Here is a 5,383-nt window from a genome sequence, read left to right on the forward strand (position 1 = left end):
ACCCCTTCAGTCCCTTCGGGACAGCTTCCCCATGAATGGGGAAGCGGCAAGTGGCAGCGTTAGAGACACGCCGCTTCCCCGCTCGCGGGGAAGCTCCGGCGAAGCCGGTGAAGGGGTGTTTCAGAAAGCTTAGAAGCACTTTGGTGCCCATTCTGGACACCAAACCGCTTCCTTTATCGTGCTCGGGCGATTTGTCGCGTCAAGTCCAGATTTCCTTTGGAAATCTGCCGCGGAGCGGCGCAAAGCGGACTTGACGCGACCAATCGCCCACGAACAATAACGTATGGCTTTTGGGGCAGGCAGGGCCTGCACCAAAGCCTTCCAGAGGAAAGAAACCAAAAGCGATGTTATCCCGGACGGCGGAGCCAAGCCGGGACCTTGTGCCGCAAACTCGCGGAGGTCCCCACTATCCCCTGCGTTCCACACCGGATGGCACGGCACATCAACCGCTTCATCACAACAAGGTTGTTTGCCAAGCAGATGTGATGGAGTATCACTTTTATCTTTAGCCAAAGAGAGATCGCGTGCCGCCTCATCATCGAACCCGCATGGCACCAGAGGCACGTCGGAATCTGATCCTTGATGTGACAGCCCAACTTGTCACCTCAGAAGGGGTTAGCGCTGTTTCGATGGAGCGTGTTGGTCGTGAAGCAAAAGTTTCCAAAGCGCTGGTCTATAATTACTTCCCAAGCCGCAATCACTTGCTGCAAGCGCTGTTGATGCGGGAAAATCGCGCTTACCAAGTCCAACAAATCAAAGCCGCTGAAACGGCGACCGATCTTGAAACCATGGTGCGTGTTACAACGCGGGCTTATCTCGATCAGATCTCGGCCAAAGGTGTTTTGCTTGAGCGTTTAATGGCCGAGCCCGCCATTGCCAAAGCTATGAGCGAGATTGAGCTTGAGGGACGACAACAGACGATTGATTATCTTTTGAGCCGGGTAAATGCCGATCATGGCTTAAGCGAACCTTTGGCCCGCATGATGGTTGAAGTCTGTCTTGGTATCACCGGCGCGGGTGGGGCCTATCTCGACCGAACAGGCTGCAACATTGACCTATTGGAGGATATGGTCTCCGATATGATCTTGGCCAGTTTGCGCATCACGCAAGAGCGCCACCATCTGTGGCGACAAGGTTCAGAATCGACTTAAGCGCGTCTGATATAGGATTCAATTCGAGGTGCAGCATGATGGAATTGGCCGGACCAGTTTGGGCATTTGCCAAACATTTGACAACAGGGCTGGGCTTTCTGACCATCTTTGTCTTCGTCTATATCCAAGTTACGCCCCATAAAGAAGTTGCCTTGATCCGGGCTGGTAATGGGGCCGCGGCCCTTGGGCTTTTGGGTGCTGTCGTTGGATTTTCGATCGCCCTATCTCGCGCCATTGAAGTTTCAACCGCACTTTATGAAGCGGCCATTTGGGCCGCCATCGCGCTGGCGGCTCAGATTGGGGCACAATTCATTGCCCAAGTCATGTTCCCCAAACTCTATACCGCGATTGAAGACAACAATTGGGCGGCAGCCATTGTCAAAGCGGGCACGGCGATTGCGATCGGCATGGTCAATGCCGCCTGCATGACGCCTTAAGGACACGAAAATGACGAAAGATTCGACCCGCGATTGGTCCTCAACCATCGTCATCCTGTCGCTTCTCACGGTAGGGTCCGTCATGACGGTCAGTTCGTGCCAGCCGGATCGTCGCGGCATGGACACCGCGGGAGAAGCCCAAAAGCGCAATCTGTATCAAAGCAAAGAAGCGTGCGTCGCCGATTATTCTGAAGAGGCGTGCGAAGTCTATCAATCGGGTGATGGCTCTGGCGCAGGCGGTGTCTTTTTCTTTCGCGGGCCTCCCTATCCGGCGTCATGGCGCAATGCCGGTTACGCCTTTGACCCGGCACGAAGTGGACCCGGCCGCGCGGCCCTTGCCTCCCCCGATGGAGTCGTCGCCCACCCCACCCAGACTATGCGTGGCGGCTTTGGTGCAACCGGGCGCAGCTATGCCAGTAGGGGCGGCTGATGCGGCGAGAGGTCACCGCGCCAAGACCAACGATCAAGGCCCGCATGCAGGACATTGGCCTATGGCCCAGCGACGACAATCCCTATTATGACGAGACTGTCGCCTATGTGTTTTCCGAAAGTCAGATCGAGACCCTGTATGAGGCGAGCGTTTCCCTAGAGCGCATGATTGGCGAGGCGGTCGACCACGTCATTGCCAAGAAGCGTTTTGATGAACTGGGCATCCCCCCAAATCTCGCCCGTTATGCAGCAGCCTGTCGGCGCAATGGCCACCCCAGCGTCTATGGTCGGATGGATCTGGTCTATGATGGTATCCACCCCCCAAAATTGTTGGAATATAATGCCGATACGCCGACCGCTTTATTTGAAGCGGCCGTCTTGCAATGGGAATGGTTGAAGGAGCGCTTTCCGGACTGTGACCAGTTTAATTCGATTCATGAGGCTCTCATTGCTGCTTGGGCCAAATTGAAGAACCAATCGGGGTTGAGCCGTCTGACGCTGGCCGGGATGTTGGAAGAAGATGATGACCGCATGACCATCGCCTATATGGAGGACGTCGCCCATCAAGCGGGTTGGCGGACGATCCCGACGCCAATTGCCGAATTAGGCTTTGATGGTCGTGGCTTTGTCGATGCAGAAGGCGTCTATGTCCAAGCCTTGTTCAAGCTCTATCCTTGGGACTGGATGGCGCAAGAGGCATTCTTTGATCGCCTCGTGGAACTTGATCTAGCCGTGATGGAAAGCGCGTGGCGGGTGATTGCGTCAAGCAAGGGCTTATTGCCGATTTTATGGGAGTTGTTTCCAGGCCATCCCAATCTTTTGCCCGCAAGCTTTACCAATGATCCCGCACTGGGGCCGCGTGTGTCTAAGCCCGTTTTGGGTCGGGAAGGTTCTGATATTCAGTTCATGGATGTGCCGGGCATGCCCCCTGCCCCCGAAGGCCCCTATGCCACCCAAAAGCGCGTCTTTCAGGCCTATCAGCCCCTGCCCTGCTTTGATGGCTGGCATCCCGTTATCGGGTCGTGGATCATCGATGGGGAAGCATGCGGGGTGGGTGTGCGGGAAGACCATGACAAAGTCACAGGTCTTGGCGCAAAGTTTCGCCCGCATCGAATGGAGGGATGAGTAAAAATTGGGGTTATTGTGTTACGGCTTCTGCGGCTTCATTTTGATTTACTAAATATTCACAAGAAAAAGACTTAGTAATTTGAGGAATAGGCATTGGTCGAATTTGTTGTTCGTCTGATGTTGTGAGTATGAACTTTTCGAAAAGACATCCGTTTGACTGATACGTTTCGTCCCCCAGCGCGACAAACAACTGGGCCTGCGGCTTTGTTGATCCACAGTGTTTGGTTTCGTTTGTTTTTGGACGGCGCAGTCCTGCTCTTCTTTTTGATCCATTTGCAGGTCTTCGTCAGCCTTCCGATAAAACTTAATGGCGGTCCCTTGCCTGGGCTTGGCTTTGTTTGGGCGGTCGGCTCGATGATTGGGCTGGTCTTGGCGGTGACACGACCGCTTCGAACCGCCGCTATTGGGATTCTTATCTTTCCATTCGTGGCGCTGTGCATGTGGGCTTATCTCTCCAGTTCTTGGAGCGCAGATCCTGTGGACACGCTGCGCGCCTCCACCTTCATGACCTGCAGTCTCATCGGAGCCTGCGCCATTGCCGCGCATTTGACGTGGGAAGAGATTTTGGCGCGCCTAACTTTGGCCCTCGGCAGCTTGATGGTCCTGTCGGTAGGGCTTGCGATTGCGGTGCCATCGATTGGCCAAATGACCGATATTCTTCAAGGCGCGTGGTCTGGCGTCTGGGGCGAAAAGCAAGCCATGGGCATGTATGCCGCCTTGCTGATCCTTGCGTCCTTAAGTTTGGCGCTTTCAAATCAGAAATACTGGCCCTGCCTATTCTTGGTGCCATTGTCTTTAGTGGCGATTATCGGCACAACGGGAAAAACGGCGATCTTGATGAGCTTTATGGGCATTGCTGTCTTCGTGACAGGCTGGCTCGTCCAACGGGATTTGCGGGTCGCAATTGCGACGCTTTGGACCTCGATCTTACTTGGCAGCGCAACCCTTTATGGTCTCACACAGGGCAAGGAGGCTGTCTTTCGCTTGCTTGGCCGCAAGCCAGACTTCACAGGACGGACTGAAGTGTGGCGCGAGGTCGAATATGTTGCGCGTAAAAAACCAACGACCGGCTATGGCTTTCATGCGGTGTGGGAGGATCAGACCTCAATTGATGGTCCCTATCAGTGGATTGCCGATGGTACAGGCTTCTTCCCACAAAATGCGCACTCATCTTGGTGGGATGTTGTCCTTCAACTCGGAACGCCTGGCGCGGTGCTCTTGACGATTTGTATGGCGCTGGCGTGGATCGCTGTGTTGGTGCGGATCAGACATGGTGGACCGGGTGCCCTATTTGCGGTCAGTGCCCTCGCCACCCTCACCCTAATCTCTTTCACCGAGAGCATTCTGGTCTCCAGCATGGATATGCCTTGGATGCTTGTGATGCTGATTGCGGCCAAGTCGTTGCAGGAGTTCTTCTTCCCGGCGCGCCTTGCAAGCCCGACATCTTATCCGCAACGAGGATATGTTGGCAGGCGGCCGTCGCGCTAAGACTTAAGCCGCGATTTTTTCTTCTTTGCGCGCGGTCAGATAATACATCACCGGTGTGGCAATCCGCGACAGGAAGGTTGAGCTGACCAGGCCGCCAATAATGGCAATGGCCATAGGCGAATAAAGGCCGGACTGCTCCAGCGCCAAAGGCAGAAGCCCCCCGATGGCCGTGACGCTGGTCAAGAGGACCGGCAAGAAGCGCACCTCCCCGGCTCGCTCAATCGCTTCCATCAAGCCAACGCCCTCGCGGCGCAATTGCTCGGTAAAGTCGACCAAGAGGATAGAGTTTTTGATCTCAATCCCGATCAAAGCGATGATGCCGATGGTGGCGGTAAAGCTCAATGAATTGCCCGTCAGGCCCAAGGCGGCCACGGCCCCAAAAATGCCAAGGGGGATGATGCCTGCAACCACAATCGCGGTCTTAAACTTACCAAACTCCAGCACCAGAACGGCTAGAATGCCAAATAGGGCGATCATGAAGGCGGCCCCTAGCCCCGAGAAGCTTTCCGATTGTGCGGCGGCTTGACCGCCCAATTCGATACGGACGCCGGGCGGAAGTTTGATTTCTTCATTGATCCGTTTCAGGAGGTCAGCGGTGACACTTGCGGTCAAAAAGCCATCGGCGGTCTGGCCAGTCAGGGTGACCACACGTTCGCGATCAACCCGGGTGATGGAGGCTGGTGTCGCCACAAGCTTGGGGTCGGCAAAGGAAGCCAAGGGGGCAGAGCCGCCCGCATTGGTTGGCACATA

Annotated in this window: 6 protein-coding genes; 5 read left to right on the top strand and 1 reads right to left on the bottom strand. The window is 55.3% G+C overall.

Going from position 1 to position 5,383, the window contains the following annotated elements; all coding sequences use genetic code 11:
* Window positions 1–524 precede the first annotated feature (524 nt).
* From IOB61_RS12245 to IOB61_RS12265, 5 genes are all read left to right on the top strand, one after another.
* A complete protein-coding gene (locus IOB61_RS12245) occupies window positions 525–1,151 on the top strand; it encodes a TetR/AcrR family transcriptional regulator (RefSeq protein ID WP_290817056.1) in 627 nt (208 codons plus the stop codon).
* Window positions 1,152–1,186: 35 nt separating this feature from the next.
* On the top strand, window positions 1,187–1,588 hold the full coding sequence (locus IOB61_RS12250) for a DUF350 domain-containing protein (RefSeq protein ID WP_290817058.1): 402 nt from the start codon (window positions 1,187–1,189) through the stop codon (window positions 1,586–1,588).
* 10 nt (window positions 1,589–1,598) lie between these two features.
* A complete protein-coding gene (locus IOB61_RS12255; protein WP_290817061.1) occupies window positions 1,599–2,018 on the top strand; it encodes a hypothetical protein in 420 nt (139 codons plus the stop codon).
* A complete protein-coding gene (locus IOB61_RS12260; protein ID WP_290817062.1) occupies window positions 2,018–3,142 on the top strand; it encodes a glutathionylspermidine synthase family protein in 1,125 nt (374 codons plus the stop codon). The genes IOB61_RS12255 and IOB61_RS12260 overlap by 1 nt, the downstream gene beginning before the upstream one ends.
* Window positions 3,143–3,298: 156 nt before the next feature.
* Complete coding sequence (locus IOB61_RS12265) at window positions 3,299–4,633, top strand: O-antigen ligase (RefSeq protein WP_290817064.1); 1,335 nt, start codon at window positions 3,299–3,301, stop codon at window positions 4,631–4,633.
* A gap of 3 nt (window positions 4,634–4,636) precedes the next feature.
* Here IOB61_RS12265 and IOB61_RS12270 read toward each other — a convergent pair.
* A partial coding sequence (locus IOB61_RS12270) for an efflux RND transporter permease subunit (RefSeq protein ID WP_290817066.1) occupies window positions 4,637–5,383 on the bottom strand: 747 nt, incomplete at its 5' end.

It is taken from the genome of Aquidulcibacter sp. (assembly GCF_020253525.1).
Classification (GTDB): Bacteria; Pseudomonadota; Alphaproteobacteria; order Caulobacterales; family Aquidulcibacteraceae; genus Aquidulcibacter.

What these genes read in the sequence shown, in the direction of transcription:
- IOB61_RS12255 (WP_290817061.1), top strand. Translation starts at nt 1,599, where the DNA reads ATGACGAAAGATTCGACCCGCGATTGGTCCTCAACCATCGTCATCCTG.
- IOB61_RS12250 (WP_290817058.1), top strand. Translation starts at nt 1,187, where the DNA reads ATGATGGAATTGGCCGGACCAGTTTGGGCATTTGCCAAACATTTGACA.
- IOB61_RS12260 (WP_290817062.1), top strand. Translation starts at nt 2,018, where the DNA reads ATGCGGCGAGAGGTCACCGCGCCAAGACCAACGATCAAGGCCCGCATG.